At 58.7% G+C, this 23495-nt stretch carries 25 protein-coding genes; 17 read left to right on the forward strand and 8 right to left on the reverse strand.

What is annotated here, in order from left to right; genetic code table 11:
- Nucleotides 1-174: 174 nt before the first annotated feature.
- The 11 genes from SWE17_RS10110 to SWE17_RS10160 all read left to right on the forward strand — a co-directional run bounded on the left by SWE17_RS10110 (nucleotide 175) and on the right by SWE17_RS10160 (nucleotide 10824).
- The gene (locus SWE17_RS10110; RefSeq protein ID WP_322992975.1) at nucleotides 175-297 is read left to right on the forward strand and encodes a hypothetical protein; all 123 of its coding nucleotides are present in this window, start codon (nucleotides 175-177) and stop codon (nucleotides 295-297) included.
- A 65-nt stretch (nucleotides 298-362) separates the two neighbouring features.
- Complete coding sequence (locus SWE17_RS10115; RefSeq protein WP_322992976.1) at nucleotides 363-617, forward strand: exodeoxyribonuclease VII small subunit; 255 nt, start codon at nucleotides 363-365, stop codon at nucleotides 615-617.
- Nucleotides 614-1516 carry a farnesyl diphosphate synthase gene (locus SWE17_RS10120; protein ID WP_322992977.1) on the forward strand — a complete coding sequence of 301 codons (903 nt, stop codon included), beginning with the start codon at nucleotides 614-616 and terminating at the stop codon, nucleotides 1514-1516. The genes SWE17_RS10115 and SWE17_RS10120 overlap by 4 nt, the downstream gene beginning before the upstream one ends.
- A gap of 1 nt (nucleotide 1517) precedes the next feature.
- Nucleotides 1518-3365: a 1-deoxy-D-xylulose-5-phosphate synthase gene (gene dxs, locus SWE17_RS10125; RefSeq protein WP_322992978.1), complete on the forward strand. Its 1848-nt coding sequence runs from the start codon at nucleotides 1518-1520 to the stop codon at nucleotides 3363-3365.
- Between the two features lie 183 nt (nucleotides 3366-3548).
- Entirely contained in the window at nucleotides 3549-4628 is a 1080-nt protein-coding gene (locus SWE17_RS10130; protein ID WP_322992979.1) for a TRAP transporter substrate-binding protein DctP, read from the forward strand.
- Between the two features lie 107 nt (nucleotides 4629-4735).
- A complete protein-coding gene (locus SWE17_RS10135; RefSeq protein WP_322992980.1) occupies nucleotides 4736-5860 on the forward strand; it encodes a substrate-binding domain-containing protein in 1125 nt (374 codons plus the stop codon).
- Between the two features lie 128 nt (nucleotides 5861-5988).
- Nucleotides 5989-6591, forward strand: a complete 603-nt coding sequence (locus SWE17_RS10140) for a TRAP transporter small permease subunit (RefSeq protein ID WP_322992981.1) — start codon at nucleotides 5989-5991, stop codon at nucleotides 6589-6591.
- Complete coding sequence (locus SWE17_RS10145) at nucleotides 6591-8378, forward strand: TRAP transporter large permease (RefSeq protein WP_322992982.1); 1788 nt, start codon at nucleotides 6591-6593, stop codon at nucleotides 8376-8378. Before SWE17_RS10140 ends, SWE17_RS10145 begins: the two co-directional genes overlap by 1 nt.
- Before the next feature lie 171 nt (nucleotides 8379-8549).
- On the forward strand, nucleotides 8550-9293 hold the full coding sequence (locus SWE17_RS10150; protein ID WP_322992983.1) for an ABC transporter permease: 744 nt from the start codon (nucleotides 8550-8552) through the stop codon (nucleotides 9291-9293).
- Complete coding sequence (locus tag SWE17_RS10155; protein ID WP_322992984.1) at nucleotides 9290-10012, forward strand: ATP-binding cassette domain-containing protein; 723 nt, start codon at nucleotides 9290-9292, stop codon at nucleotides 10010-10012. Before SWE17_RS10150 ends, SWE17_RS10155 begins: the two co-directional genes overlap by 4 nt.
- A gap of 14 nt (nucleotides 10013-10026) precedes the next feature.
- Nucleotides 10027-10824 (forward strand): extracellular solute-binding protein, encoded by a 798-nt coding sequence (locus SWE17_RS10160; RefSeq protein ID WP_416235008.1) that lies wholly within the window; start codon nucleotides 10027-10029, stop codon nucleotides 10822-10824.
- Nucleotides 10825-10836: 12 nt separating this feature from the next.
- On the opposite strand, the gene SWE17_RS10165 is transcribed toward SWE17_RS10160, so the two are convergent.
- Nucleotides 10837-11961, reverse strand: coding sequence for a sigma-54-dependent Fis family transcriptional regulator (locus SWE17_RS10165; protein WP_322992986.1), 1125 nt, complete (start codon nucleotides 11959-11961; stop codon nucleotides 10837-10839).
- A 154-nt stretch (nucleotides 11962-12115) separates the two neighbouring features.
- Here SWE17_RS10165 and SWE17_RS10170 point away from each other — a divergent pair, with 154 nt between their 5' ends.
- The 5 genes from SWE17_RS10170 (at nucleotide 12116) to SWE17_RS10190 (ending at nucleotide 16514) form a co-directional block, all read left to right on the forward strand.
- Entirely contained in the window at nucleotides 12116-12592 is a 477-nt protein-coding gene (locus SWE17_RS10170) for a 4Fe-4S dicluster domain-containing protein (RefSeq protein WP_108311570.1), read from the forward strand.
- 26 nt (nucleotides 12593-12618) lie between these two features.
- Nucleotides 12619-14466 (forward strand): aldehyde ferredoxin oxidoreductase family protein, encoded by a 1848-nt coding sequence (locus tag SWE17_RS10175; RefSeq protein WP_322992987.1) that lies wholly within the window; start codon nucleotides 12619-12621, stop codon nucleotides 14464-14466.
- Nucleotides 14467-14577: 111 nt separating this feature from the next.
- Nucleotides 14578-15918 (forward strand): NAD(P)/FAD-dependent oxidoreductase, encoded by a 1341-nt coding sequence (locus SWE17_RS10180; protein ID WP_322992988.1) that lies wholly within the window; start codon nucleotides 14578-14580, stop codon nucleotides 15916-15918.
- 15 nt (nucleotides 15919-15933) lie between these two features.
- Nucleotides 15934-16188, forward strand: a complete 255-nt coding sequence (gene thiS / locus SWE17_RS10185; RefSeq protein WP_108311567.1) for a sulfur carrier protein ThiS — start codon at nucleotides 15934-15936, stop codon at nucleotides 16186-16188.
- Between the two features lie 26 nt (nucleotides 16189-16214).
- Nucleotides 16215-16514, forward strand: a complete 300-nt coding sequence (locus SWE17_RS10190; RefSeq protein WP_322992989.1) for a hypothetical protein — start codon at nucleotides 16215-16217, stop codon at nucleotides 16512-16514.
- A 123-nt stretch (nucleotides 16515-16637) separates the two neighbouring features.
- Here the strand turns inward: SWE17_RS10190 and SWE17_RS10195 are convergent, their stop codons facing one another.
- The 7 genes from SWE17_RS10195 to SWE17_RS10225 all read right to left on the reverse strand — a co-directional run bounded on the left by SWE17_RS10195 (nucleotide 16638) and on the right by SWE17_RS10225 (nucleotide 22732).
- Complete coding sequence (locus SWE17_RS10195) at nucleotides 16638-17732, reverse strand: serine/threonine protein kinase (protein ID WP_322992990.1); 1095 nt, start codon at nucleotides 17730-17732, stop codon at nucleotides 16638-16640.
- Complete coding sequence (locus tag SWE17_RS10200) at nucleotides 17729-18157, reverse strand: DUF3010 family protein (protein WP_322992991.1); 429 nt, start codon at nucleotides 18155-18157, stop codon at nucleotides 17729-17731. Before SWE17_RS10200 ends, SWE17_RS10195 begins: the two co-directional genes overlap by 4 nt.
- Before the next feature lie 265 nt (nucleotides 18158-18422).
- Nucleotides 18423-18812 (reverse strand): fluoride efflux transporter CrcB, encoded by a 390-nt coding sequence (gene crcB / locus SWE17_RS10205; protein WP_322992992.1) that lies wholly within the window; start codon nucleotides 18810-18812, stop codon nucleotides 18423-18425.
- Nucleotides 18813-18846: 34 nt separating this feature from the next.
- The gene (locus SWE17_RS10210; protein ID WP_322992993.1) at nucleotides 18847-19857 is read right to left on the reverse strand and encodes a recombination-associated protein RdgC; all 1011 of its coding nucleotides are present in this window, start codon (nucleotides 19855-19857) and stop codon (nucleotides 18847-18849) included.
- 78 nt (nucleotides 19858-19935) lie between these two features.
- On the reverse strand, nucleotides 19936-21237 hold the full coding sequence (locus SWE17_RS10215; protein ID WP_322992994.1) for a TRAP transporter large permease subunit: 1302 nt from the start codon (nucleotides 21235-21237) through the stop codon (nucleotides 19936-19938).
- A 6-nt stretch (nucleotides 21238-21243) separates the two neighbouring features.
- Entirely contained in the window at nucleotides 21244-21753 is a 510-nt protein-coding gene (locus SWE17_RS10220; protein WP_322992995.1) for a TRAP transporter small permease, read from the reverse strand.
- 4 nt (nucleotides 21754-21757) lie between these two features.
- Complete coding sequence (locus SWE17_RS10225) at nucleotides 21758-22732, reverse strand: TRAP transporter substrate-binding protein (RefSeq protein ID WP_322992996.1); 975 nt, start codon at nucleotides 22730-22732, stop codon at nucleotides 21758-21760.
- A 214-nt stretch (nucleotides 22733-22946) separates the two neighbouring features.
- On the opposite strand from SWE17_RS10225, the gene SWE17_RS10230 reads away from it, so the two are divergent.
- Complete coding sequence (locus SWE17_RS10230) at nucleotides 22947-23480, forward strand: winged helix DNA-binding protein (RefSeq protein WP_322992997.1); 534 nt, start codon at nucleotides 22947-22949, stop codon at nucleotides 23478-23480.
- Nucleotides 23481-23495 lie beyond the last annotated feature (15 nt).

Here is a 23495-nt window from a genome sequence, read left to right on the forward strand (position 1 = left end):
AACAGCGCTTCATCGAAATAAGTGGAAACTGGTAGTTGGCTTGCGGCCTGCTGCAGTTGAAGACTTAAATCAGACATGGGTGACCTGACCTAGAGACTCCCCCTATGAAGGGGCAGGAACAAAGCGCTGAATTCAAGGAAAACGGCGCAAAAAAATGACAGGAATTTCCTGCCGATGAAACGTGATTCTACCCCGGGGGGGTACCGAATGGGCGCCAGTCATGCCGTGGCGGCTGAGAGGGCCGTCTTGAAGGCGGCTGATGTGATCGATTTAACCCGCCGCGTCTTGTTGGCTTGACATACCCAACTGTCAGCCAAGTTGAGGCTTAAAGCCTAAAATCGGGTTTTTTGCTGGAAGACCCCATGCCCAAGGCTGCCAAACCTGACCTCGCCGATGCCGCTGCGGCCGAAATGCCTGCCACTTACGAGGCGGCCTTGTCGGAGCTAGAAACATTGGTCGGGCAATTGGAGTCCGGGCAAATGCCTTTGGACCAACTGTTGACGGGTTACCAGCGGGGCGCTGTGTTGCTGGCCTTTTGCCGAGACAAGCTCAAAGCCGTGGAAGACCAGATTCAGGTGCTGGACGGCGGGCAACTCAAACCCTGGAGCGGTGCATGAGTGTGGATTTGAAAACCTGGATGCAGCCACATCTGGATCGGGTGGAGCAGGCTTTGTCGGCCGGCATCGCCGCCGAATCACCAGCCGCCTTGGGCCAGGCCATGCGCTACGCCGTGCTGGACGGCGGCAAGCGTCTGCGCCCCCTTCTGGTGCTGGCCACAGCCGAAGCCGTGGGCACCGAGGCCAGCAGCGCGGCAGCCCTTAACGCCGCATGTGCCATCGAGCTGATCCATGCTTACTCCTTGGTGCACGACGACATGCCTTGCATGGACAACGACGTGCTGCGGCGCGGCAAACCCACGGTGCATGTGCAGTTTGGCGAGGCGCAGGCGCTGCTTGCCGGAGACGCTTTGCAGACCTTGGCTTTTGAGTTTTTGACGCCACCGGATGGCAGTGTGCCCGCGGCGGTGCAAGCGGCTTGTGTGGGCTTGCTGGCCCGGGCTTCGGGTTACCACGGCATGGCTGGAGGCCAGGCGATCGACTTGGCCAGCGTGGGCCAACGCCTGAGCGAAGACCAATTGCGCCAAATGCACCGCCTCAAAACCGGCGCACTGCTGCTGTGCAGCGTGCAGATGGGCGCGGCCTGTGTGCCTGGCGTGTCTGCCCCTGTTCAAGCGGCGCTTCAGCGCTTTGGCGAGGCCTTGGGCCTGGCCTTCCAAGTGGTGGACGATGTGCTGGATGTGACGGCCGATTCGGCCACACTGGGCAAAACTGCGGGCAAGGACGAAGCCGCCGACAAACCCACTTATGTCGCCCTGATGGGCTTGGACGCGGCCAAGGCTTATGCCGACAGCTTGGCGGCTCAGGCCATGCAGGCGCTGGCCGATACCGGTTTGCCTGAGGTCCGTTTGGCTGCGCTGCGTGCTCTGACCGCCATGGTGGTAGAAAGAAACAACTGACATGACCAACTTGCTCAAGAACATCGACTCTCCGGCCGATCTGCGCCGCCTGCAGCGCACCGATTTGCCCCAGTTGGCCGATGAGCTGCGCCACTGCGTGCTCGACAACGTGTCCAAGACCGGCGGGCATCTCAGCTCCAACCTCGGCACTGTCGAGTTGACGGTGGCTTTGCACTACGTCTTCAATACACCCGAAGACCGCATCGTCTGGGACGTGGGCCACCAGACCTACCCGCACAAAATACTCACGGGCCGTCGTGAACGCATGCCGACGTTGCGCCAGTTGGGCGGTCTGTCGGGCTTTCCGCGCCGCGATGAGAGCGAATACGACACCTTTGGTACAGCCCACTCGTCCACCAGCATCTCGGCTGCTTTGGGCATGGCCGTGGCGGCCCGCCAAAAAGGCGAGTCACGCCATTCGATTGCCGTGATCGGCGACGGGGCCATGACCGCCGGCATGGCTTTTGAAGCCCTGAACAACGCGGGCGTGGAAGAGTGCAAGCTGCTGGTGATCCTGAACGACAACGACATGTCGATCAGCCCTCCGGTGGGTGCGCTCAACCGCTATTTGGCCCAACTCATGAGCGGGCGTTTTTATTCGGCAGCCAAGGCCGGGGCCAAGAACGTGCTCAAAAACGCACCGCCCCTGTTTGAATTGGCCAAGCGCCTGGAAGAACACGCCAAGGGCATGGTGGTGCCCGCCACGCTGTTTGAGAAATTCGGTTTCAACTACATCGGCCCGATCGATGGACACGACTTGGAGTCGCTGATCCCAACGCTGGAGAACATCAAGCACTTAGACGGCCCACAGTTTTTGCATGTGGTCACCAAAAAAGGCCAGGGTTACGAGAAGGCCGAGGCCGATCCAGTGGCTTACCACGGCCCCGGCAAGTTCGACCCGAGCGTGGGCCTGGTGCCTGCGGCTACGCCCGCCAAAACCACCTTCACCCAGGTGTTTGGCCAGTGGCTGTGCGACATGGCCGAAAAAGACATGCGCCTGGTGGGCATCACGCCCGCCATGCGCGAGGGCTCGGGCATGGTGTCCTTCCATCAGCGTTTCCCAAAGCGTTACTACGACGTGGGCATTGCCGAGCAGCACGCCGTGACCTTTGCCGCTGGCATGGCCTGCGAAGGGCTCAAGCCTGTGGTGGCGATTTATTCCACTTTCTTGCAGCGCGGCTATGACCAGTTGATCCACGATGTGGCGCTGCAAAACCTGCCTGTTGTGTTCGCCTTGGATCGCGCAGGTTTGGTGGGGGCCGACGGTGCCACCCATGCAGGCGTGTACGACATCGCTTACGTGCGCTGCATCCCCAACATGAGCCTGGCTTGCCCGGCCGATGAGCGTGAGTGCCGTCAGCTGCTCAGCACCGCCTACGCGCAAAACCACCCTGTGGTGGTGCGTTACCCGCGTGGCTCGGGCGTGGGCACCGATCCCGGACGCGATCTGGACACATTGCCTTTTGGCAAAGGCGAAGTGCGCCGCCAGGGCGAAAAACTCGCTATTCTGGCCTTTGGCACCTTGCTTACCCCTGCGCTTGAAGCGGCCGAAAAGCTCAATGCCACGGTGGTCAATATGCGGTGGGTCAAGCCGCTGGATGTGGAGCTGCTGGCTCAAATCGCCCAAAGCCATGAACGCATCGTCACGGTGGAAGAGGGCTGCATCATGGGCGGCGCAGGCAGCGCGGTGGCCGAGGCCTTGCAGACTTTGCAGATCGCCCGCCCCGTCTTGCACCTGGGCCTGCCCGATGCGTTCATCGAGCACGGTGACCCAGCCAAGCTGTTGGCCTTGCAGGGCCTAGATGCCGCGGGCATGGAGAAGTCCATAAGGCAGCGTTGGCCGGACTGATGGCTTGGTCACTGCCGATTTAATTTGGTTTTGTTGCTTTACCCAAAAGCCTTTAATTTTGGCGGTTTTAAAAAGGGTAAACCCCCAGCTTTGGGTGATCAAACGCTTCTTACAATATGCTCTCTTACCCGTTTGAGGGCCCGCTGTTGGGGCTCAATTTCAAATTTTCACAAGGAGTCCTTTATGGATCGTCGTTCCGTCATTAAAAACGCTGGCATTGCCGGTATTTTGGCTGCGGGTGCTGCACCTGCCGTTCACGCTCAGGCCGCATTGCGCTGGCGTCTGACATCCAGCTTCCCCAAGGCGCTGGACACTTTGTTTGGTGTGAACGATGTGTTCGCAGCCAAAGTCAAAGAAATGACGGGCGGTAAGTTTGAGATCACCACCCATGCGGCCGGTGAACTGGTGCCTGCTTTCGGCACCATCGACGCCACCAAAGACGGCACCGTTGAAATGTCCAACACCGCGCCTTACTACTACTTCGGTAAGGACGAGACCTTTGCTTTGGGTTGCGCCATTCCCTTCGGCTTGAACAGCCGCCAAATGTCTGCCTGGATGTTCCACGGCAATGGTTTGAAGCTGTTCCGTGAGTTCTATAGCAACTACGGCATCGTGAACTTCCCTATGGGCAACACAGGCGCTCAAATGGGTGGCTGGTTCCGCAAGCCCATCAAGTCCTTGGCCGACTTCAAAGGCACCAAGTTCCGCGTCGGCGGCTTTGCCGGTAAAGTGGTCGAGCGCATCGGCGGCGTTCCGCAAAACATTCCTGGCGGCGAAATTTACCAAGCTCTGGAAAAAGGCACGATCGATGCGGCTGAGTGGGTGGGTCCTTATGACGACCTGAAGCTCGGCTTCTACAAAGTGGCCAAAAACTACGCTTACCCAGGCTGGTGGGAAGGCGGTCCCCAGTTGGACCTGCACATCAACAAGAAGGCTTGGGACAGCTTGTCTGCCGAGTACAAAGCCATTGTGGAAGCCGCTTCTGTGTATGCCCACAACGACATGCAAACCCGTTACGACGCCCGCAACGCGGCTGCGCTCAAGACCTTGGTCGCAGGTGGTGCCAAGTTGTTCGCTTTCCCCAAGGATTTGATGGACGCCGCGTTCAAAGAGTCCATGGGTCTGTACGAAGAAATCGGCAACAAGAACCCCAACTGGAAAAAAATCTACGGCGATTACTCATCGTTCCGCAAAGAAGCCAACCAGTGGTTCCGTTTCACTGAAGCACGTTTCGACAACTACATGCAATCTGCCAAGCTGTAATTCAGTCTGGTTTGAACGCCATCTAAAAGGCCCTTCGGGGCCTTTTTTCATGTCAAGCCTATATGAGTGGTTTCGGATGCGACTAGCAATCTGTCAAACTCAAAACTATGCAGCACATTGATCTGTCTTACCAATGGGCCCCCCTGGGTCGTGAAACGGCAAGAAACCGTTTGAGTCCTTTGCGCAATCCCCTCATGGATTTGCTGCAAGCCGTTCGCGATGCGGGCTCCATTGGCGGTGCCGCCAAACTTTTGGGACTGTCTTACCGCCATGTCTGGGGTGAGCTCAAACGCTGGGAGCAATCACTCGGCCAGTCTCTCATCCTTTGGGAAAAAGGGCAGGCTGCACGCTTGACTGGTTTTGCCGACAAGCTGCTCTGGGCGGAGCGCCAAGCGCAAGCCCGATTGGCGCCTCAAATCAGCGCATTGCATGCGGAGCTTGAAAAGACATTTGCTGTCGCCTTTGATCCCGAGCATTTGGCCTTGCCCATTTATGCCAGCCATGACGATGCTCTGGTCAGTCTGCGTGAAACTGCAGCCAAGGACTCACTGCATTTGGACCTGCGTTTTTGCGGTAGCGTGGATGCGATCCGTGCACTGAACGAAGGACGTTGTCATGTGGCGGGTTTTCATGCGCCTTGGCAACCCGATGCCAAGTCTTTGGTGGCCCGCACCTACAAACCCTTGCTCAAAACGGGTCAGCACAAGCTCATTGGTTTTGCCACCCGTGAACAAGGTCTGTTGGTGGCACCAGGCAACCCGCTTGGACTGCAGCGGCTGCAAGACCTTTTCCAACCTGGTGTGCGCTTTGTCAATCGCAGTTCTGGCACAGGGACCCGTTTGTTGCTGGACCAAGCCTTGCAAGAGGCGGGTTGGTCCGCTTCGGCATTGCACGGCTACGCGCACGAAGAAAACTCTCATGCAGCCGTGGCCGCGAACGTGGCAGCCGGTCATGCGGATGCGGGTTTGGGCATCGCCAATGCAGCGCGTGTGCACGGGCTCGATTTTGTGCCACTTTTTCAAGAGCACTATTGGTTGGTGTGTTTGGCCTCTGCACTGGAGTCTCCGCCCGTGCGGCAGTTGCGAAACTTGCTCAGTGGTCCGATTTGGAAAGAGCAACTGCAGGGCATGGTCGGTTACAAGCCTTCGCCTGAAGCTGGGCTGGTCCAGTCTTTGCGCGGTGTCTTGCCTTGGTGGCACTTCAAGTCAGACCGTTCAGATGACAAGGGTTAACCCTTTGACGGTTTGTTTTTGAAAACTGCTCAGGCATTTTGCTAAAAATATCAATGTCCCTTTGGCACGGTGAGCTCGATAAAGGGCCAACAGAGACTTACAATCGCGCCAGATTTTTGGAGAACGCCATGACGTTTTTGTTGGGTATTTCGCGCGGCATTGACCGCGTCAACCAATCGGTTGGCCTGGTCACCACTTGGTTGATTTTGGCCACGACCTTGATCAGTGCAGGCAATGCCATTGTGCGAAAACTTTTTGATTCAAGTTCTAACGCCTTGCTGGAGATCCAGTGGTACTTGTTTGCTGCGGTGTTCTTGTTGGGCGCCGGTTACGGTTTGCTCAAGAACTCCCATGTGCGCATCGACTTCATCTCGGGCATGTTGACCCCGCGCACCCGCAACTGGATTGACGTGGGTGGTATTTTGCTGGCCTTGTTCCCTTTTTGTGCCATTTGTATTTACCTGTCATGGCCGCTGTTCATGCAGGCCTTCACCACCGGTGAAATGTCATCCAACGCGGGTGGCCTGATCCGCTGGCCTGTGTACGCATTGGTACCCGCTGGTTTTGCCCTGCTCATGCTGCAAGGTGTGTCGGAGTTGATCAAGCGCTTGGCTTTTTTGTATGGGCATAGCGAAGACGTCCTATCTTCTGATGAAACCATGTCGGACGAGCAAAAAGAATTGCTCGAACTCGAAAAAATCGCGCAACAACAAGCGCTGGGAGCACGTTGATGGAAGCGACTTTTCTGGCACAAAACTTTGTGCCCATCATGTTTGGTGGTCTGCTGGTTTTACTTCTGACAGGCTTTCCCGTGGCATTTGCCTTGGCGGCTTGCGGACTGGGTTTTGGTTTCATCGGCATGGAAGCCGGTTTGTTTCCGCCATCCCTGTTCCAAGCATTGCCCTTGCGGATCTTCGGCATCATGCAAAACGACACTTTGCTGGCCATCCCGTTCTTCACTTTCATGGGCATCATCTTGCAGAAATCCGGCATGGCCGAAGACCTGCTGGAAACCGTGGGTCAGGTCTTTGGACCGGTTCGCGGCGGCGTGGCCATCGCGGTGATTTTGGTGGGGGCCTTGCTGGCCGCGACCACGGGTGTGGTGGCGGCAGCCGTCATCTCCATGGGTCTGATCTCTCTGCCCATCATGCTGCGCTACGGTTACAGCCGAGTGATCGCCACCGGGGCCATCACCGCATCGGGCACATTGGCTCAGGCCATTCCGCCGTCTTTGGTGTTGATTGTGCTGGCCGACCAGTTGGGTCGTTCGGTGGGTGACATGTACGCCGGTGCACTTTTGCCGGGTTTGTTGCTGGTGGGTTTGTATGTGCTGTTCATCGTCGTGGTGGCGATTTTCAAGCCTGCCATGGTGCCAGCCTTGCCCCCAGAAGCCCGTATTTACCGCGAAGCCAATGGCAAGTCGGGCCATGTGTCCTTGATGTTTTTGCTGATCTTGTGCACCGTGGTGGGTTATGCCTGGGCCTCGGCACACGACAGCATCATGATGGCTTGGCTCGAGCGCACCCAAGAAGCGCCTGGTGATGAAGTGGTCATCATGTCGATGACCGTGGCATCTTTGTCGGCTTTGGCTTTGGCCATCGTGAACCGACTGACCGGCATGGGCTTGTTGTCCAAATTGGCCGAGCAGGTGACCTTTGTTCTGATGCCGCCACTGATTTTGATCTTCTTGGTTTTGGGCACCATCTTTTTGGGTGTGGCCACGCCGACTGAGGGCGGCGCCATGGGTGCCTTAGGTGCCTTGATTTTGGCGTACGGTAAGAGCCGGATGACCAAGTCTTTGATGAACCAAGCCCTGGAAAGTACCGCCAAACTGGCCTCTTTCGTACTGTTCATCTTGATTGGTTCGACCGTGTTCAGCTTCACCTTCAATGCGGCCGATGGTCACATTTGGGTGGAACACCTGTTTGTCGACATGCCCGGTGGCGCTATCGGCTTCTTGATCGTGGTGAACCTCTTGATCTTCATCTTGGGTTGTTTCATCGACTTCTTCGAGATTGCGTTCATCGTGATCCCGATCTTGGCGCCAGTGGCTGAAAAGATCCTGCCTGGTCTGGTGCCTGGCATGACACCTGATCAAGCCATGATCTGGTTTGGTGTGATCGTGGCCATGAACTTGCAAACCTCGTTCTTGACGCCACCCTTCGGTTTTGCTTTGTTCTATTTGCGCAGCGTTGCTCCCAAGAACGACTACAAAGACCGTGTCACAGGGGAAAACATCAAGGCGGTGACCACCACCGAGATCTACAAGGGTTCGATCGCCTTCATCATCCTTCAGTTGATCATGGTGGCAGCCATCATCATGGTGCCGTCCTTGGTTACAGGTGGCCTACAAGAAGGCGTGAAGGTTGACGCTGAGGCGGCCATGGAGCAAATGCTGGAGAGTGAAAGCCAGTCGCAAGATCCGGCTGCCGATGACTTGAAGCCAGAAGGTGAAGATGCGGCTGAAGACGATCCGGCGAAAGCATTGGAAGCCGACATGAAGGCCAACAAAAAATAAGCAGGAACCTCCTGCAGATCTCTAAAGCCCGGTTCGCCGGGCTTTTTTTTTGACTTACCAAACCAAGTGCTGAGTGCTTGGAGCAAGAGACTTGAGCTTATGCAAGCCATTTCATAGTGGACACCCCTCATCCTTTGTTCTTGGCCTGTCCCTTAGTATCCAAAGCGCTGTATGAACACCTTCTCCGACAGCGTCCTGACGGCGCTGCATCTCATCACTTCCTTCGATAACGCGCTTTGGGTGGTCGTCATCCGATCCTTGGCCGTGAGTGCCACCGCCTGCCTGCTGGCCTATGGCGTGGGTGTGGCCTTGGGGGCCTGGCTGGCGGTGTCGCGTTTTCGCGGTCGGGGGGCCGTATTGGTGGGTTTGAACACTTTGCTGGCGCTGCCTTCGGTGGTGGTGGGCCTGGTGGTGTATTTGCTGCTGTCGCGCACCGGGCCTTTGGGCTTTTTGGGCTGGATGTTCAGCTTCAAGGCCATGGTGTTGGCCCAGTTCATTTTGGTGGTGCCCGTGGTGGCCGCGCTCACGCGCCAGGTGGTCGAAGACGTGGAGCGCCAGCATGGCGAGCAGTGGGCTTCATTGGGTGCTGGGCCTTGGGTGCGCAGCTTGTTGCTGGCTTGGGACGAACGGCTGGCCTTGCTCACCATTGGCGTGACCGCCTTTGGCCGAGCCATCTCGGAGGTGGGCGCGGTGATGATCGTGGGCGGCAACATCGACGGCTTCACGCGGGTCATGACGACCGCCATTGCACTGGAGACCAGCAAGGGCGATTTGCCGCTGGCGCTGGGGCTGGGCATGGTCTTGCTGGCGGTGGTGTTGCTGCTCAATGCGCTGGTGGCAGGGCTGCGCCTGTGGGGTGAGCGGCGAAACGCCCGACCTGCGCCTGTGGACCGCGTGCCAGGGGCGCTGGCATGAGCACTGTGCAAATCAGCTTGAACGCCGTGAGCGTGCACTTGGGGGCGCAAGCAGCCTTGACGGACGTGAGCTTGCGAATCAAGGCGGGCGAGCGCGTGGCGCTGGTGGGCGCCAATGGCTCGGGCAAAAGCACTTTGCTGCGCACCTTGCATGGACTGGTGTCTCCTACGCAAGGCCAGGTGCAACAAGCGCCGGGAGTGCGCCAGGCCATGCTCTTCCAAAGGCCGCATTTGTTGCGACTGTCTGCTTTGAACAATGTCGCACTGGGCTTGTGGCTGGACCGCGCACGCGGCCTGCGTTGGTCGGCCGCCAAAGCGCTGGCGCTCCAGGCCATGGAGCGCGTGGGTTTGCAGTCTGTGGCGCAGCAAAACGGCCGCCAGTTGTCGGGCGGGCAACAACAGCGCTTGGCCTTGGCCCGTGCCTGGGCACGGCAGCCCGATGTGCTTTTGCTGGATGAACCCACGGCCAGCCTGGACCCGCACGCCAAGCGCGAAGTCGAAGCCCTGATGGCCGAATTTGCCTGTGCCCCAGAACGCCCGCTGACCTTGGTCTGGGCCAGTCACAACCTGGGCCAAGTCAAGCGCTTGGCCACCCGCGTCATTTATCTGGAGTTCGGTCAAGTCATGGCCGACTTGCCTGTGGCTGATTTTTTCAACCCCGAACTGCTGGCTGAACACAGCCCGGCAGCCCATGCTTTTGTTCAAGGAGAACTTTCATGACCTTTCCATCATCTATGACCCGTCGCGCCTTGGTGTGTGCGGTTTTGGCCACCACCTCGGTGTGGGCACAAGCCCAGTCCATCGTGATGTCGTCCACCACCTCCACCGAGCAGTCGGGCTTGTTTGCCCACCTCTTGCCCGCCTTCAAGAAAGCCACCGGGCTGGATGTGAAAGTGGTGGCCTTGGGCACGGGCCAGGCGCTGGACATGGCGCGGCGCGGTGACGCCGATGTGGTGTTTGTGCACGACCAAGTGGCCGAAGAAAAATTTGTGGCCGATGGCTTTGGCATCAAGCGCTTGCCTGTGATGTACAACGACTTTGTGCTGATCGGCCCCAAGGCCGACCCGGCCGCCACCAAAGGCAAAGACATTGTGGCGGCCTTGGCCAAGTTGTCGGCCGGCAATGCTGCCTTTGTTTCGCGCGGTGACAAGAGCGGCACGCACGCGGCCGAATTGCGTTTTTGGAAGATGGCCAATTTGACCGAGAAAAAAGGCAGTGGCTACAAAGAGTGCGGCTGCGGCATGGGCCCGGCTTTGAACATCGCTGCATCTTCGGGTGCCTATGTTTTGGCCGACCGCGCCACTTGGCTCAACTTCAAAAACCGCGCCGATCTGACTATTTTGGTGGAGGGTGACCAACGTCTCTTCAACCAATACGGCGTGATGGTCGTCAACCCCGCCAAACATGCCCACGTCAAACAGGCCGATGCACAGAAGTTCGTGGACTGGATCACCTCGGCCGCAGGTCAAGGTGTGGTGGCCGACTACAAAATCGGCGGGGAGCAGCTGTTTTTCCCGAACGCGGGGAAGTGATCTGACACTGGGTCAGCTTTTGGGTAAGCCGAGTTTGCGGTAAACCGTGGCGCGGCTGATGCCCAGGCTGCGTGCGGCTTCGGCCACGTTGCCACGCGCTTGCTGGACGGCTTCGCGGATCATCTCGGTCTGCACGTCCTTGAGTGGCTTGGAGGCCACAGGCACACGTTCTGCGGTCATCGCGCTGTGTGCTGCCGTTGGGCGGGTGCCCGGGCGCAAAGCTTGGGTTTGCAAACGCAGGCCAGACCACAGCGGCAACTCTTGCGCACTGGCTTGCCGGCTGGCTGCGTCGAACAGGTTTTCCCAGGGCGAGGCGAACACTTCGCTGGCGTGCTGCGTTTGGCCGTTGGTGTCCGGCGACAAGGACAACATTTGCCGCGCCGTGGGGTTAGCCCCCACGATTTGACCGTTGTGGTCGAGTGTGATCAGGCCATCGCTGTCGTCGCCGGGCTGGTTGCCGGGCCAGTTCAGGCGCAGCACCAGCGCATGATCGGTGGACAGCAGCCAACTGTTTTCGATGCTGCGGGCGGAGCGGCGTACCAGGTGCTTGAGGGCAGGGCGCTCGGTGGTCTCGATGCCCGTCAGGTCCAGCATGCCCGCGCACAGGCCATCCGGGCCAAAAACCGGTGCCCCAGCGCAGCTGTAGACCCCCGTGTCCTGAAAGAAATGCTCACCCCGGTGCAACCACACAGGCTGCAACTCTGTCAGGGCGGCGCTGATCGCCGTGGTGCCCACCGCCTTTTCGGACAAGTCCACGCCCACACGGGCGATCACCTCAGCGCGGCGGTCTTGCCGGTCCACCGGGCCGTGCACATCGACCACGATGCCTTGGGCATTGGTCAAGATGGCGAAATAACGGATGTCAGCAATAGCACGCGCCAACTCGGCCAGCACCGGCTGCGCCGCCTTCACCAAGGGTCGGCTGGCTTCTTGCACGCGGCGCATGTGTTGGGCGGAGATGGCGTCAAACCCCACCGCTTGGCCAGGTTGCAGGCCCATGGACAGGCAGCGCTGCCAGGACTGGGCAATCCAGGGGGGTATGCCGCTGCTCTGTGCCTCGGATCGGCCCTGAAACACCAGCTCACGGGCGTGTTCAATTCGCTGCTGTCGGTCGCTGGTTTGGGCTGTCAGGGGCATGTCAGATGTGTATCAAGCTGAGAATTTTTGAGGACAACCCTGACAAACCTAGGGTTAATCCGCATCGGTTTACAGGGGTAATCACCAACAATGGCTATGCATTCTGATTCATAAGCGCGGGCTTGAACAGCCCGTCACCCCACAGGAGACACACATGCAGAAAGTCCTGCACATCAACCCGGACAAATGTACCGGCTGCTTGCAGTGCGAAATGGCCTGTTCTTTCGAGAACTACGGCACATACGCCACCTCCAAATCGCGCATCAAGGTGTTCGACTTCCACCACACTGGCAAAAAAGTGCCCTACACCTGCACCCAGTGTGACGAAGCCTGGTGTCTGCATGCCTGCCCTGTGGAAGCCATCACCGTGGACAAAGCCACGGGCGCCAAAGTGGTCAACGAGTCCACCTGCGTGGGCTGCAAGGTCTGCACCATCGCCTGCCCATTCGGCACGATCAACTATGTGCAAGAGACCGGCAAGGTCCAAAAGTGCGACCTGTGCGGTGGCGATCCGGCTTGTGCCGACGCCTGCCCAACCGGCGCCATCACCTTCGTGGATGCCAACTGGACTGGCATCGACAAAATGAAACAATGGGCCGACAAGTTGGGCAATCAGCCCACTGCCGGTTAATTCACCCACCCATAAGGAGCATCAACATGTCTTGGGCTGGAAAAATTCTCCGCGTCAACCTCACGGCTGGCACCGTCAAATCCGAACCGCTGAACATGGAGTGGGCCAAAGCCTACCTTGGCTCACGCGGTCTGGGCAGCAAATACCTGATCAGCGAGATCGACCCCAAAGTCGACCCCCTGTCAGCTGACAATAAACTCATCTGGGCCACGGGCCCATTGACTGGCACCATGGCCTCCACCGGTGGCCGTTACACCGTCATCACCAAGAGCCCGCTCACCGGCGCAATCGCTTGCTCCAACTCGGGTGGCTATTGGGGCGCTGAGCTCAAAATGGCCGGTTGGGACATGGTCATTTTTGAAGGCGCATCGGCCAAGCCGGTGTACCTGCACATCAACGACGACGAAGCCGAGTTGCGCGATGCAAGCCACCTCTGGGGCCAAAGCGTCTGGAAGACCGAGGAAATCCTCAAGTCCAGCTTGCAAGATCCATTGCTGCGTGTCTGCAGCATCGGCAAGGCCGGTGAAAACGGCGTGCTGTATGCCGCTGTGGTGAACGACCTGCACCGTGCGGCTGGCCGCTCGGGCGTGGGCACCGTCATGGGCAGCAAAAACCTCAAAGCCATCGCAGTGCGTGGCACCAAAGGCGTGGGCAATCTGAAAAACCCCAAGGCTTTCATGGCTGCAGCCAAGGCTGCCAAAAAGGTGCTGGCCGACAACGCGGTCACTGGCCAGGGTCTGCCTGCTTATGGCACGCAGGTGCTGATGAACGTGATCAACGAAGTGGGCGGCTTGCCCACTCGCAACCACCGCGACGTGCAGTTTGAAAGCGCCAAAGACATCTCGGCCGAAGCCATGGTCACGCCCCGCGAGACCGATGGCAAAAAGCACCTGGTGACCAACCAAGCCTGTTTTGGTTGCACCATTGCTTGCGGCCGCATCAGCAAGATGGACGAGGGCCACTTCTCGGTCAAGAACAAGCCTGAGTACTGGGGCGCCAACGGCGGCCTGGAGTACGAAGCAGCTTGGGCGCTGGGCGCAGCCAACGGCGTGAAAGATCTGGAAGCCCTGCAGTACGCCAACATGATCTGCAACGAAGAAGGTTTTGACCCGATCAGCTTCGGTGCCACCATCGGTGCCGTCATGGAGCTGTACGAAATGGGTGTGCTGACCAAAGAGCAAATCGGTGTGGAAGCCCCGTTTGGCTCGGCCGAAGCGCTCTGCGAGTTTGTCGACATGACGGCCAAGGGCGTCGGTTTTGGCAAGGAAATTGGCATGGGCTCCAAGCGCCTGACCGCCAAATACGGCCACCCCGATTTGTCCATGAGCGTCAAGGGCCAAGAGTTCCCAGCCTATGACGGCCGTGTGATCCAAGGCATTGGGTTGGCTTACGCCACATCCAACCGCGGTGCTTGCCACCTGCGCGGCTACACCATCGCCTCTGAAGTGCTGGGCATCCCGGTCAAGACCGAGCCCACCGAGCACGAAGGCAAGCCCGAGTTGGTCAAAGCCTTCCAGGACGCCACTGCTGCGTTCGACTCGGCCGGTATTTGCGTGTTCACCAGCTTTGCCTGGACCCTGGCCGACGTGGCCCCTCAGGTGCAAGCCGCTTGCGGCGAAGAGTTCACCATGGAGCACTTGAACCACATCGGCGAGCGCATCTGGAACATGGAGCGTGACTTCAACAACGCCGCCGGCTTCACCAAGGCCGACGACAACCTGCCCAAGCGCCTGATGACCGAAGCCGCCAAAACCGGCCCCGGCAAAGGCATGGTCAGCAAGTTGGATGAAATGCTGCCCAAGTACTACGACGCCCGCGGCTGGGATGGCGAAGGCCGTCCGACATCGGCCACCCGGGAACGTCTGGGTTTGTGACCTTGCCCCTGTAGGAGCGAGCGCCTGCTCGTGAAGCCTTCACCGTAGGGGTGCGCTTCTACAGGAAATCAAGCGGCCTGCGGGCCGCTACCTGTTTCTGGAGTCCGATTCATGACCCACCACGTCATCTTGGGCGCAGGCCCTGCCGGTGTCATCGCCGCCGAGACCCTGCGCAAGCACGCCCCCGCCGACACCATCACCCTGGTGGGTGACGAGCCCGATGCGCCGTATTCGCGCATGGCCATCCCTTATCTGTTGATTGGCAACATCGAAGAGCAGGGCACCTACTTGCGCAAAAGCGCCACCCACTTTGACGATTTGCGCATCAAGCAGGTCAAGGCCAAGGTGACGCGCGTGGACGCAGCAGGCAAAACGGTGCATCTCGACAATGGCCAGTCGATGGCTTTTGACAAGTTGTTGATTGCGACCGGCTCGCACCCGGTGCGCCCCCCGATTACGGGCATGGACTTGCCCGGCGTGCACCCCTGCTGGACGCTGGAAGACGCCCGCGCCATACAGGCGTTGGCCAAGCCCGGCGCTCGGGTGTTGCAAATGGGCGCAGGCTTCATTGGCTGCATCATCATGGAAGCGCTGGCCGCGCGTGGTGTCAAGCTGAGTGTGGTGGAGATGGGCGACCGCATGGTGCCCCGCATGATGGGCCCGGTGGCCGGCGGCATGATCCGCGACTGGTGCGAGGCCAAAGGCGTGCAGGTGTTCACCGGCACCAAGGTCGAGGCCATCAGCCAAGGCGCAGAAAAAGGCTTGCTCGGCAAGTTGGCTTCTGCGGTGGGCTTGGCTTCTGACGAAGCGGGTGGCCCGCTGCAGGTCCGCTTGTCCAACGGCCAAACCGTCGAGGCCGATCTCGTCATCAGCGCCACGGGCGTGCGCCCAGCGATTGGCTTTTTGAAGGACAGCGGCATCACCTGCCTGCAAGGCGTGTTGACCGACCAGCACCTGCAAACCAATGTGCCCGGCATTTACGCCGCAGGCGACTGCGCCGAAGCGTTTGACATGGTCAGCGGCAAAACGATTGTGAGCGCCATCCAGCCCAACGCGGCCGAGCAGGCCCGTGTGGCCGCACTCAACATGCTGGGCCAAAAGACCGAGCTCAAAGGCGTCACGCAAATCAACGTGCTCGACACCCTGGGATTGATCTCCACCAGTTTTGGCAACTGGGAAGGCGTGGCCGATGGCCAGTCTGCCGTGTTGACCGACAAGGCCGCAGGGCGTCACCTGAGCCTGCAGTTCAAGGACGATGTGATGATCGGCTGCAACAGCGTGGGCTGGACCGAGCATGTGGGCGTGATGCGTGGCCTGGTCGAAGGCCAGGTGCATCTGGGCGACTGGAAAGACCGCCTGATGCACGACCCAACCAAGCTGATGGACGCCTATCTGGATTGCGCACAGGGTCAAGGGCGATGGAGCGGTGCGCAAGACGCGCGTCGTCGATGAAGTGACAATCTGCGCATGAACATCACTTTCAAACTGTTTGCCACGCTGACCGATTACTTGCCCCCCGAAGCCCGGCGCAGCAACCAGGTCACGCTGGATGTGGCGCAGGACGCCAGCATCAGCCAGATCATCGAGCCCTATGGCATGCCGCCTAAGCTGGTGCATTTGGTCTTGGTCAATGGCAAATACATCAAACCTGAAGATCGGGGCACCACCACCTTGGTCGACGGTGATGTCCTCGCCATCTGGCCCCCCGTGGCCGGTGGTTGAGCACAGCACACGCGGCGACCTAACCCATGCAGTCTTACTACCCCGAGCGCTTCGAGCGCGATATGGGCACCAGCGAAACCGAATGGTTGACGGCCTTGCCCCGCGCCTTGGGCGAGCACGCCTTTGAACTGGGAACCGGCCAAGCACGCGTACAAATCGATGACGGCCATCTGCAACTGCAATGGCGCATCCTGCCCCCACGCGTGATCGCGCTGCTGCGCCTGCAGCGGCTGGCCGTGTCTTTTGTCTTTGAGGGCGTGGAAGAAGATGCGCGTCAAAGCTTCATGAAGCGTTTTGATTTGACGATGCAGAGGGGTGGGGGTTGATGGTGGGCGAGTGGCTGCTTCAGGCTGATAGCCGACTTTCGCTTCGCTCCGAAGCTGTCAACTCGAAATGCAGGTTTAACGTTCGAGCTGAGCCTGCCGTAGCGGGTCGGCTCGAGCGAGCGGCTAGGCCTTCTTCGCGATGCTCTCCACCAGCTCTTCAAGAGTATCTCCCGCGATTGTGTTGTCGTTTCTCCAGTCAGTTCCAGCGCGCTTCTGAACCGAGTGTCCATCTTCGCCGCAAACGATCCGGTAGCTTGTCTTGGCGATAAGTGTTGGACAGCCTTCGATGACTTGCCAGTCTGGGACGGACGGACGAGTTTCATGGATCTTGGCCATAAACGCTGAGGCGGATTGAAAGCGTTGAGCTGCGTCGACGTGACAGGCCTTGTTGATGATCCGACGAATCGGCTTGGGAACCCACGGCGGCAAGGAAGCAATGTCTGTCGCTTTACCCGCTGCAATCTTGGCCTTTATGCAGCGGTCGATGAAGTCTTCTTTGTCTAGGGGTGTTGCCAATGTCTCTAGCTGGACAAGTTCCCGCTTGCCGAGCCACGCAAGGCCGTCGTACGAGAGTGTTCCGCCAAGCAGCTGGTAGAGGACCAAACCGCATTGGTATACATCTCCAGCAATGCCGTACGAGTTGGTGAGGATCGTTTCTGGCGGGCGATAAATCAGTGAATGGCTGGATGCAGGAATTGTTGAGACTGCCTCTGGCAGACGCTTGACGGAGCCGAAATCGCCAATGACAACCGATCCAGCTTCGGTCAAGTACAAGTTCGCGAGCTTAATGTCGCGGTGGAGAAACCGTCTGCCATGAAGATGGCTCAGACCTGAAAGAGCTTGGTACGTGTATTCAAGAGCCGATTTAACTCCAAGGGGACTTGACTCAAGTACAAGATCTAGATCGCCACCGGTGCATGTGGGCGTCATGAAGTATGCCCACTTTGCGTCTATCAAACCGGCATCGAGAATCTTTAGAACATTCTGTGCATCTATCTGTGCAAGCTGCCTAGGCTCTGCATGGTATTCGGTCTTTCCACCCCAGTAATAATACTTGAGAGTGACCTGCGTGCCTGTGACGCGGTTTGTGCCAAAGAAGACGTAGCCGTTTGCAGCCTTTGAGTCTTCGCGGTGAAACTCAATGTTCTTGGAGAATCCCAGCAATGAATTCTTGATCTCAAGCGGCGCGCTGGAGCCTTCGATGTAGAGCTTGGTCATGCTTTCGGAAGTCGTTGGGCAAGCGCAGCACAAGCGGTTCGAAAAGCCTCGACTTGGTATTTGTTCAATGTCGCCGGGATGGCGAAGCCGTGCTTTTTGTCTTGCGCGGCGATGGTTGGGGCCGAGACCAGTTGAACTGCGCAGTCCCGGTTGAGCTGGAAGAGACCCTCAATCTTGAAGGTTGTTGGCCCCCCGGCGAATTCTCCCTTCTTTCCGCGCTTCTTGAGTGCAACTTCAGTCAGCTTGTTGTCACGCAGAAACCCGGCGATAAGGTCCGCAAAGGAGCGGACGTTTTGTGCATCGTCGTCGTCGTCGAGCGCGATACGCTTTGTCTCTGTAGGAATGTGCTTCCATTGACCGTCAAGAACTTCGACTATGGCGAAGATGGCTTCGCTACCTTTGATTTCAACGCCGCAGAGGGGCATGCTGTCTCCTAGAAGGCCTAACGTAATGTAGACCGCAAAAGTTGCGGGATATTCTGGGCGCTGCGGGATAAGCTGGAGAAGAAAACCTCCTGAGAGCGGCTTGCAGCCTAGGTTTTGTGGAGTTCATTACCTATTTATACAGGTAAAAAATTCCGTCAAATCTGTATCCCTTTTCATTATATTTTAGATGCCAAAACAATCCAAATTGGTAATTGGCGAAACCAAGTGAACGACCGGTATCGCTGCAAACCCGCCACTCGCTCAATTACCGCGCCCAGAGAAGACCTACGGTTTTAAGTCCCAGTACCGTGAGGGCCAATGAACCGAACAAGTGCATGCTGGCCGTACCTGCTGCCAGCGCAAAGCGGCCTTGTTGCAGCATGGCGACCACTTCGGCCGAGAAGCTGGAAAAGGTGGTCAGGGCGCCTAAGAAGCCTGTGACCAGTGCCAGTCGCCAAACCGGGTCCAACTCAGGCAGTTGCTGAAACACCCCCACGCAAACACCCACCAAGTAGCCGCCGATCAGGTTGGCCGCCAGCGTGCCCAAGGGCAGCAGGCCCGCACTGACACTGGCAGGGTTGAGCCACAAACCCAACTGCCAACGCGAGAGCGCCCCCACACAAGCACCGAGGCAGATCGCGATCACCGTGAGCATGGGGCGGCTCCTTTATGCGGGTGTTGGGAGTGTCTTAAAACGGGGGGTCTTCGTCGTCGCCTGTCGACGCACCGGTGGCGACCGTTGAATTGATCACGGTGCGCGTGGGGTTGGGAATGGCTTGGTCGGCCGCAGAGGCACCCAGTTCCATCTCGCCACCCAGGGCTTCGATCAGGCTGTCGATCAGTGGCCCCAACAAGCCAGTGGACAAGGCCACATCTGCGTCGAAGCGGTCTTCGTTTTTGTCGGTGCCTGATTCGTCCATCACGCCGTCGAGGTACTGCACTTTTTTCAGTTGCAGGGTCTCGGTCAGCACAAAGGCCACTCGGCCATCCCAGCTCAGCGCCAGTTGCGTGGGCAGTTTGCCTTCCAGCACATGCTTGCGCACGTCGTCGTTGGCCAGGTGGTGGCGGGTGAAGCGCACGCTGGCCGCGTCTTCGCCGGTGGACTTGAGCACGGTTTCGCGCTCCACGGTCAAATCTGACGGCCACTCGTCGGGCGTTGGGGCCAGCAGCCACTGCGTCATGGCGGCCTGCGGCGAAGTCACGGTTTGGATCAGTGAGACCGACAGGCCGCCCATCACGTTCATCAAGGCAGACATCACTTCGTCGGCCTTGCCTTGGCTGCCTGCGTTCAGAACCAAGCGGCGGTTTTCCAGGTCCATCCACACCAGTACGGTGGACTGGCGGGCAAACGCCTGCGGCAGCAGCGACAGCAGCACGTCGTCCATCAGGTCGCGCTTTTCTTTTTTGCCAGGTTTGCGGCCGGTGGCCGCTTCGATTTCGGCGATGCGTTCGTCGACTTTGCGGCGCACCACGTTGCCGGGAACGGCCTTGGACTCGATCATGAGTTTCAAGATCCACTGCCCGCCGACCGATTCGACCAGTGGGCCATGCGCTTCGCCCCGTGGAGGTACCCATCCGATCGACTTTTCTTGGCTGGCGCCACACTCCACAAACTGCACCGGCTCCAGCGCCGCCTGCACATCGGCCAATGAAGGGGCAAAGCCCTCGCCGATGCGGTAAACCATCACATTTTTAAACACAAACAATCCTTACTGCCCAAATGAACAACCCGTCCTTTGGGGACGGGTTGAATCATAGAGGATGAAAGGGCAGCGAGATCAGAGTTTCATCTGCGTTGGCAGCCAAGTCACGATGCCGGGCACAAAGTAAATCAGCATCACCGCACCCACCATCAAGAAGAACATGGGCATGGACACGCGGGCGATGTAGGGCAGTTGCTTGCCCGTCATGCCTTGCAGCACAAACAGGTTGAAGCCCACGGGCGGCGTGATCTGCGCCATCTCGACCACAAATACGATGAAGATGCCAAACCAGATCGGGTCGATGCCCGCTTTTTGCACCGTGGGCATGAGCACGCCCATGGTCAGCACCACCATGGAGATGCCGTCCAAAAAGCAGCCCAAGATGATGAAGAACACCATCAAGGCCATGATGAGTGCAAAGGGGCTGAGGCCTAGGCCACCGATCCATTCGGCCAGGTGGCGCGGCAGGCCGATGTAGCCCATGGACAAGGTCAAAAACGCAGCCCCCGCCAAGATCAGGGCGATCATGCAGTACAGGCGTGTGGCCCCCATCAAGGCGTCTTTGAACACCGTCCAACTCATGGAGCCCTGCAGTGTGGAAAGCACCAACGCGCCCACCACGCCCACAGCCGCCGCTTCGGTGGCGGTGGCAAAGCCGGTGTAAATGGAGCCCAACACCGCTGCAATCAGCAAGACCACTGGGATCAGGCTGCTGGAAGCTTCGAGCTTTTGCATGAAGCTCATGGGCGCGTCACGCGGTGGGATCTGGTCTGGGTGGCGCAGTGACCAATAAATGATGTAGCCCGAAAACAGCCCCGCCAGCAGCATGCCGGGCAAGACCCCGGCAATGAAGAGCTGGGCAATCGACACATCGGCCGCCACGCCGTACACGATCATGATGATGGACGGTGGAATCAAAAGGCCCAGCGTGCCAGAGCCAGACAGGGTGCCAATGACCATGTCTTCGGGGTAGCCACGTTTTTGCAGCTCGGGCAGGGTCATCTTGCCGATCGTGGCGCAGGTGGCCGCGCTCGAGCCCGACACGGCCGCAAAGATGGCGCAGCCCACCACATTGGTGTGCAGCAAGCGCCCGGGCAGGGCTTGCATCCAAGGGGCCAAGCCCTTGAACATGTCTTGGCTCAGGCGCGTGCGAAACAAAATCTCGCCCATCCAAATGAACAGAGGCAGGGCGGTGAGGGTCCAGCTCGAGGCCGAGCCCCAGATGGTCACCGCCATGGCGTCACCAGCGGGTCTGGCGGAAAACATTTGCATGCCGATCCAGGCCACACCCGAGAGCGTGAGGCCAATCCACACGCCACTGCCCAAAATCAGAAACAAGGTCAGGACCAGTAGCCCCGTGATCATCAAGTCATTCATGGGCCATCACTCGTTGCGCAGCATTTCGCCGCTTTCAGGGGCGGCACGTTGGCCCCGGATTTCCAGCACCAGTTCATCCACAAAAGCCAGTGCAAAAATCACCGTGCCCAGGGCCATGGCCAGTTGCGGAATCCACAAAGGCGTGGCGTCGTTGCCGGTCGAGATGTCATGGAACTCGATGGATTGCCACACCAGGCGGCAGCTGTAGAAGGCGAACAAACAAGCCAGCAGGCTGGCCAGCGAGAGGCTGAACACTTCCAACCCACGCCGGGCTGTACCCTTGAAAAAGTTCAGCACCAAAGTGACGCGGATGTGTTCTCCCTGCTTCAGGGTGTGGGCCAGCGCCAAAAAGCCCGCCCCGGCCATGAGGTAACCTGCATACGCATCGGTGCCGGGCACGTGGAAGTGGAACTGTCGGCTCAGCACCGACAGCAGCACCATAAAGAGCAGGCCACACATGCACAGCGCCGCCAAGGCGGCGGTGCTGGCATAAATGGCATTCAGCAATCGGCGCATCGGCTCAACGCTTGAAGGCGTCGACAATGGCTTTGCCTTCAGCCCCGGACTTTTCCAACCATTCCTTCATGATGGTGTCACCCACTTTTTTCATGTCGGCTTTGAGCTGGGCAGAAGGCGCGGCAATGGTCATGCCATTGGCCTTGAGCGTTTCCATGGTGGTGGTGTTGACTTTGCGCGACTCGGTCCAGCCGCGGGTTTCGGCTTCGGCAGCGGCTTTGAGCAAAGCGTCCTGTGTCGGCTTGTCCAGCGCGTCAAATGCTTTCTTGTTGGCAATGACCGCGTTTTTGGGCAACCAAGCTTGCACGTCGTAGTAGTACTTGAGGTGCTCATACAGCTTGCTGTCCACGCCTGTGGCGCCCGAGGTCATGGTGGATTCGACCACGCCCGTGGCCAAGGCCTGCGAGAACTCGGCCGCTTGCACGGTCACGGGTTGGGCACCGACCAGTTCAGCGATCTTGGCGGTGGTGGGGCTGTAAGCACGCCACTTGATGCCTTTGAGGTCGGCGGCGCTGTTGATCGGCTTCTTGCTGTAAATGCCCTGTGGAGGCCAAGCCACCGAGTACAAGAGCATCATGCCTTGTTCGGCCAGCTTCTTTTCCAGCAGCGGCTTTTGCGCTTTGTAGAGCTTCATGGACTCGTCGTAGCTGTCGGCCAGGAAAGGCAGACCATCGGCACCAAAGGGCTGCCATTCATTCTGGAAGTTCACCAGCAAGATCTCGCCTAGCTGGGCTTGGCCGCCTTGAACTGCGCGCTTGATTTCAGGTGCTTTGAAGAGGGACGCGTTAGCGTGCACCGTGATCTTCAGCTTGCCCGCCGTGGCTTTGTCCACGTCAGCCGCAAACTGGGTCATGTTGACCGAGTGGAAGTTGGTGGCTGGGTAAGCAGCGGGCAGGTCCCACTTGGTTTGGGCCGAGACAAAGCCGGAAACAGCGAGCAGGCCAGCCAGCAGGCTGAGGTGTAAGGCACGACGTTGCATGAAAACTCCTGTGAAAGATGGAAGTGAACGGTTCACTGAGCAGTGCAAGAAAGGTGCCCGCTTCACGCGTGCATCGGGTGCATCTGTCTGGTGCCCACTGTAGGCAAGGCGGAGCCAATCTGTGCTCGGTGTTTTCCCTTAACGTCAACAAATTGTTGGCAAATTGTCGGCATCGGGCATAGACTTTCTCATCTCTCCAGCCTTGACGGAACCCATGCCGCGCAAAAATTCTCTGAGCACCTCAGCCGCCAGCCCCATTGTGTCTTCGGCCCATCTGGTCTCGCCCGACAGCGCGGAGATGAGCGAGTTCGAGTTCGGCTTGATCGTGGCGGGTAATGCCTTTCACCGCTGGATCATCCATTGCATGGCGGCCGCAGGCCTGAAGGATTTGACGCCCTTGGATGTGCTGGTGCTGCACCACGTCACGCACCGCGCCCGTGACAAACGCCTGGCCGACATCTGTTTCATCATGAACATCGAGGACACCCATTTGGTGAATTACGCCCTGAAAAAGCTGCAAGGCTTGGGCGTGGTGGTGTCGCAAAAGAATGGCAAGGACGTGACCTATGCCGCCACCGACGAGGGCCGTGCTTATGTGCAGCGCTACCGCGAAATCCGTGAGAGTTGCCTGATCGACGCTTTGAAAGCCGACGACGGCTTGAACCGTGACATTGGCGAACTGGCTCGATTGCTGCGTGTGCTCTCGGGCATGTATGACCAAGCGGCGCGTGCGGCGGCTTCTTTGTGAAGCTGGTTTTTGAAT

Source organism: Limnohabitans sp., from assembly GCF_034680285.1.
Classification (GTDB): Bacteria; Pseudomonadota; Gammaproteobacteria; order Burkholderiales; family Burkholderiaceae_C; genus Limnohabitans_A.

What these genes read in the sequence shown, in the direction of transcription:
- SWE17_RS10110 (WP_322992975.1), top strand. Translation starts at nt 175, where the DNA reads ATGAAACGTGATTCTACCCCGGGGGGGTACCGAATGGGCGCCAGTCAT.
- SWE17_RS10115 (WP_322992976.1), top strand. Translation starts at nt 363, where the DNA reads ATGCCCAAGGCTGCCAAACCTGACCTCGCCGATGCCGCTGCGGCCGAA.
- SWE17_RS10120 (WP_322992977.1), top strand. Translation starts at nt 614, where the DNA reads ATGAGTGTGGATTTGAAAACCTGGATGCAGCCACATCTGGATCGGGTG.
- dxs (WP_322992978.1), top strand. Translation starts at nt 1,518, where the DNA reads ATGACCAACTTGCTCAAGAACATCGACTCTCCGGCCGATCTGCGCCGC.
- SWE17_RS10130 (WP_322992979.1), top strand. Translation starts at nt 3,549, where the DNA reads ATGGATCGTCGTTCCGTCATTAAAAACGCTGGCATTGCCGGTATTTTG.
- SWE17_RS10135 (WP_322992980.1), top strand. Translation starts at nt 4,736, where the DNA reads ATGCAGCACATTGATCTGTCTTACCAATGGGCCCCCCTGGGTCGTGAA.
- SWE17_RS10140 (WP_322992981.1), top strand. Translation starts at nt 5,989, where the DNA reads ATGACGTTTTTGTTGGGTATTTCGCGCGGCATTGACCGCGTCAACCAA.
- SWE17_RS10145 (WP_322992982.1), top strand. Translation starts at nt 6,591, where the DNA reads ATGGAAGCGACTTTTCTGGCACAAAACTTTGTGCCCATCATGTTTGGT.
- SWE17_RS10150 (WP_322992983.1), top strand. Translation starts at nt 8,550, where the DNA reads ATGAACACCTTCTCCGACAGCGTCCTGACGGCGCTGCATCTCATCACT.
- SWE17_RS10155 (WP_322992984.1), top strand. Translation starts at nt 9,290, where the DNA reads ATGAGCACTGTGCAAATCAGCTTGAACGCCGTGAGCGTGCACTTGGGG.
- SWE17_RS10160 (WP_416235008.1), top strand. Translation starts at nt 10,027, where the DNA reads ATGACCCGTCGCGCCTTGGTGTGTGCGGTTTTGGCCACCACCTCGGTG.
- SWE17_RS10165 (WP_322992986.1), bottom strand. Translation starts at nt 11,961, where the DNA reads ATGCCCCTGACAGCCCAAACCAGCGACCGACAGCAGCGAATTGAACAC.
- SWE17_RS10170 (WP_108311570.1), top strand. Translation starts at nt 12,116, where the DNA reads ATGCAGAAAGTCCTGCACATCAACCCGGACAAATGTACCGGCTGCTTG.
- SWE17_RS10175 (WP_322992987.1), top strand. Translation starts at nt 12,619, where the DNA reads ATGTCTTGGGCTGGAAAAATTCTCCGCGTCAACCTCACGGCTGGCACC.
- SWE17_RS10180 (WP_322992988.1), top strand. Translation starts at nt 14,578, where the DNA reads ATGACCCACCACGTCATCTTGGGCGCAGGCCCTGCCGGTGTCATCGCC.
- thiS (WP_108311567.1), top strand. Translation starts at nt 15,934, where the DNA reads ATGAACATCACTTTCAAACTGTTTGCCACGCTGACCGATTACTTGCCC.
- SWE17_RS10190 (WP_322992989.1), top strand. Translation starts at nt 16,215, where the DNA reads ATGCAGTCTTACTACCCCGAGCGCTTCGAGCGCGATATGGGCACCAGC.
- SWE17_RS10195 (WP_322992990.1), bottom strand. Translation starts at nt 17,732, where the DNA reads ATGACCAAGCTCTACATCGAAGGCTCCAGCGCGCCGCTTGAGATCAAG.
- SWE17_RS10200 (WP_322992991.1), bottom strand. Translation starts at nt 18,157, where the DNA reads ATGCCCCTCTGCGGCGTTGAAATCAAAGGTAGCGAAGCCATCTTCGCC.
- crcB (WP_322992992.1), bottom strand. Translation starts at nt 18,812, where the DNA reads ATGCTCACGGTGATCGCGATCTGCCTCGGTGCTTGTGTGGGGGCGCTC.
- SWE17_RS10215 (WP_322992994.1), bottom strand. Translation starts at nt 21,237, where the DNA reads ATGAATGACTTGATGATCACGGGGCTACTGGTCCTGACCTTGTTTCTG.
- SWE17_RS10220 (WP_322992995.1), bottom strand. Translation starts at nt 21,753, where the DNA reads ATGCGCCGATTGCTGAATGCCATTTATGCCAGCACCGCCGCCTTGGCG.
- SWE17_RS10225 (WP_322992996.1), bottom strand. Translation starts at nt 22,732, where the DNA reads ATGCAACGTCGTGCCTTACACCTCAGCCTGCTGGCTGGCCTGCTCGCT.
- SWE17_RS10230 (WP_322992997.1), top strand. Translation starts at nt 22,947, where the DNA reads ATGCCGCGCAAAAATTCTCTGAGCACCTCAGCCGCCAGCCCCATTGTG.